Origin of the sequence: Nostoc cf. edaphicum LEGE 07299 (genome assembly GCF_015207245.1) — a bacterium.
GTDB lineage: Bacteria > Cyanobacteriota > Cyanobacteriia > Cyanobacteriales > Nostocaceae > Nostoc > Nostoc edaphicum_B.
Genome location: NZ_JADEXF010000576.1, coordinates 1 through 3,879 on the forward strand (window position 1 = coordinate 1; position 3,879 = coordinate 3,879).

At 44.3% G+C, this 3,879-nt stretch carries 4 protein-coding genes; 3 read left to right on the plus strand and 1 reads right to left on the minus strand.

Annotated elements, in window-relative coordinates; all coding sequences use genetic code 11:
* Positions 1-208 precede the first annotated feature (208 nt).
* Positions 209-763 carry a DUF721 domain-containing protein gene (locus IQ229_RS17090; RefSeq protein ID WP_194045737.1) on the minus strand — a complete coding sequence of 185 codons (555 nt, stop codon included), beginning with the start codon at positions 761-763 and terminating at the stop codon, positions 209-211.
* Positions 764-1,110: 347 nt separating this feature from the next.
* Between IQ229_RS17090 and IQ229_RS17095 the strand changes: the two genes are divergently transcribed.
* The 3 genes from IQ229_RS17095 to IQ229_RS17105 form a co-directional block, all read left to right on the plus strand.
* Positions 1,111-2,457 carry a hypothetical protein gene (locus IQ229_RS17095; RefSeq protein ID WP_194045739.1) on the plus strand — a complete coding sequence of 449 codons (1,347 nt, stop codon included), beginning with the start codon at positions 1,111-1,113 and terminating at the stop codon, positions 2,455-2,457.
* 295 nt (positions 2,458-2,752) lie between these two features.
* Positions 2,753-3,451, plus strand: coding sequence for a PspA/IM30 family protein (locus IQ229_RS17100; RefSeq protein ID WP_194045741.1), 699 nt, complete (start codon positions 2,753-2,755; stop codon positions 3,449-3,451).
* Positions 3,452-3,660: 209 nt separating this feature from the next.
* Positions 3,661-3,879, plus strand: a 219-nt coding sequence (locus IQ229_RS17105) for a PspA/IM30 family protein (RefSeq protein ID WP_194045743.1), incomplete at its 3' end; no start/stop codon positions are given.

Consider the following 3,879-nt stretch of genomic DNA (forward strand, 5'->3'; position numbering starts at 1 on the left):
GACTAAAACTAAAGCTTTTGATTTCTTCAGCCTTTTAAATTCCTCCTTAAGTATGGCTTAAGGCATAGAATTTCACATAAATAGTCTGCTTTGCATACCACATTTGGCATATTTTAGCGGAAAATTATACTTTTTCTCAAGAATCAGAAAGATTTGATGTAATGACAGCAAGCTATTTCAGGATAAACTCTGCTCAAGGAATAATCGCTCAATTATTTTGCTTTGAAAACTGTTTAGCAGCACAGACAGAACAGACTTCCCAGCGCTGGAGTTCACCGGGAGGGGTGGGAGATTGGCACTGGGGACAAAGGGGTAAGCCATGCGATCGCGATCGCACAATCTTTGTCCAATGTCCAAAAGCCGCATTCACATCTTTAGTGGGTGTAGCATCAAAGCGGCTAATATCGTCACCAAGGTAACTGGGATGCTCATGAGGCGAAACCGTTTGTTGCTGTTTTCTTTCCACCGACGGATTCTGCCAGCCAGCAGTAGAGAAGCGAATATCAACCAAAGGCGTTGGCAGCTTTTTATTCAATTTTAAAAGTAGAGATGTGCGACCAAAAGTCAGGTTTTGCGCCCAAGCAGCACTAGAAGTTGCTACCGACAAAACATCACGCTGAATCGATAATGGTCGAGTATTTGCAGCAACCACTGGGCCAACAACTTCTGCCCAACACTTGAGCAGACGTTGAAATGGTTGCTCCTGCCATTTAGCCTGCTTTTCCAAAATCCTTAAAACATCATTAATTGATTTCAACGACATTATTCAAAGTGGGGAGTGAGGAGTGAAGAAGGGAATAGGATAGGTTACAGGTTACAGGTTACAGGTTACAGGTTACAGGTTACAGGTTACAGGTTACAGGTTACAGGTTACAGGTTACAGGTTACAGGTTACAGGTTACAGGTTACAGGGTGCAGATTATTCCCTATCACCTGTCACCTGTAACCTTTCCTACAGCCTCGGACAACTTAGAGCCATCCTTGGGATTATTCCCTATCACCTGTCACCTGTAACCTTTCCCCCAATCTATTTAAATAATTTCCGCTACTATTGTCACAAAATATATCTAAAAGTTAATTCCAGTAATCTACGTTTGAGGCACAAAGGCAATGACTCAAAACCCCCTGAACGAGTCCGGTTCTCATCAATCGTCTAAAACACCTGGATTGAAACCAGTACTAGCAGCAGCACTAGCGAGTTTAGAAGTGCCGCTAGATCAAGAGTTAGCTCGATACCGACGCACGCGAACTGGTTTGGTGTCATCGAAGCAGTCCCGTGTTGCAAGTTACATGAGCGCTCAACCCCAACCGTTAACTGCCATTCCGACAACATCGAACGCAACTCAGTCATCAGTAACGGAAATTAAAACCAACGTACCGCCTGCATCTGTACCTGTGTACCAGGAAACTACAGCGCCAGTTGATGTCCCACCCGCATCTGTACCTGTGAATCCTGAGATCAATCCAGCGTCAGCTACAGCAAAAACTGAGGAACTGAATAATCTTAATGTGCCCTCCACCTCCAATCCAGCTAAAACACAAACTCAACTTCCACCACCCCCACCCAACTTTAGTAGCAGCATTGTGCCAGCAGTCGTTAAAAATACTAAAAGCGAAAATCACTTGCAGACAGATAATAGCCCCAAGCACCCAGATGACTATTTAGAATCTAGTGAAGCACTGCTGCGAAGTCTGACAGAAGAACAACCAGAAACCAAGAAACCAAGCAATTCTAGCGACAGTCTGCTATCACCTTTGGGTATTGGCTCCATGTTGCTGCTATTGGTGGCGAGTCTTACCTTGGGTTATGTAGTCTTTAATCCCAAAAGCTTGCCACAATGGAATTTAGGCAATTTATTTAACGGTAACTCCTCTCCCACACCAGAAAATACTGAGGAAGTTGGGAGTAATGTCCAACCTCAAATCCAGCCACCAAGCACATCCATACCCAAATATCCCAATCTAGCTACTGAAGAGTTTCCTGAAGTAAGAGATCCCAATGATGTAGTTGGCTTAAAACCCAAAGTCCAACCAACCCCCGCAGTAGTGCCTAATCCAGTTGTTCCCCAAAATCCCGCAAATCCTCAAGCGCCATTATCTAACCCCAATACAGCCCAACCGACCAACCCGATCGCCTTAGCACCAGTACCGACGCTACAATCCTTGCCTCCTCTAAATTTACCTCCCGCTTCACCGACAAAAACCTTGCCCAAGCCAATCGCAAGCTCACCAAAGCCAGATGCAGAAATCAAACCAGGAACAGATGGGTTCTATCATGTAGTGATAGATAATCAAGGGGCAGCTTTTGCGTCGGCACGGCAAGTAATTCCTGATGCTTATTTATCGCCCAACAAGGAATTGATTTATCTGGGTGCTTTTAAAACTAAAGAGCAAGTAAAACAACAGATGAAACTGTTACAAGCAAGGGGAATCAAGGCACGAGTTCAGCAGCCATGAATTGCAAAAATCTACGATACCATGAGATCACAGTCTTAAGTTTTGTTAGCGGTAGTGGGGCATTGAGCCAGTGCTGAGTTTTGTTAGCGGTAGTGGAGCATTGAGCCAGTGCTGAGTTCTGAGTAGTAAGGGCAAAATCTTGCTTGTTTACGCCCCTACGATAAAGATTCTTATACTCAGGACTTTAACTGGGCATTCAACACTCCATAACTACCCGACAACAAAAATTTTTATACTTAGGACTTTAACTAGGCACTCAGCACTTAGAACTGGGTTTCGTGAATGGAGAGCCGACATGGAATTAATCAAGCGTATCCTGCGGGTGATTCGCGCTAATCTCAATAGTTTAATCGGTGGTGCAGAAGATCCAGAAAAGATTTTGGAGCAAGCTGTTCTGGAGATGCAGGAAAATCTGGTGCAGTTGCGGCAAGGTGTAGCACAAGCGATCGCTACCCAGAAACGCACTGAACGACAGGCTGCGGCTGCCCAATCTCAAACAGAAGAATGGTACCGCCGCGCTCAATTGGCCCTGCAACAAGGTAACGAACCTCTAGCACGCGAAGCATTGACTAAGCGCCAAGCCTATAAAGAAACTACTACAGCCCTCTTTTCGCAGATAGAGCAACAAAACGAGATAGTCGCTAGGCTAAAAAAGGATATGCGATCGCTAGAGTTAAAAATTTCCGAGGCGAAAACAAAAAAAGATATGTATATTGCCCGCGCGCGTTCAGCTGAAGCTTCTTATCGCCTTCAGGAAATGCTCGGTGGAGTTTCTACCACCAGCAGTCTGAGTGCTTTTGAGCGTATGGAAGAAAAAGTTTTGCAGATAGAAGCTCAATCAGAAGCCATAGCTCAACTTAGTAGCGACGACTTGGAAACACAATTTACTTCTTTGGAATCTAATGATGTAGATACCGAATTGGCAGCGATGAAGGTACAGGTTTTCAAGCAGTCAGAAAACACACAGCACAAAATCCTAACTGAGGAGAGCTAAAAGACAACGCAGCCTCCCCAACACCAGTTACCCAATCAGGATTCTTGAAGTTCGACTAATTACCCCAGTTTGGCGATATCTTAACAATTAAGAGTTGTTAGGAGGTACTGATTCAAACTAGAAAGATTACATTGAAATAGGTAGCTATAAAAAGTAAAAAAGCTAACTGTCCAACAAAAAGCGTAAATCACACAAGGAAAAACAAAGTTATGGGATTATTTGATCGCATTAAGCGAGTAGTTAGTTCTAACCTCAACGACCTGGTTAACAAAGCCGAAGACCCCGAAAAAATGCTAGAGCAAGCCATCCTGGAAATGCAGGAAGACTTGGTACAGCTGCGTCAGGGAGTAGCCCAGACGATTGCCGCTCAAAAACGCAGTGAGAAACAGTATAATGATGCCCAAAATGAAATCAATAAGTGGCAACGC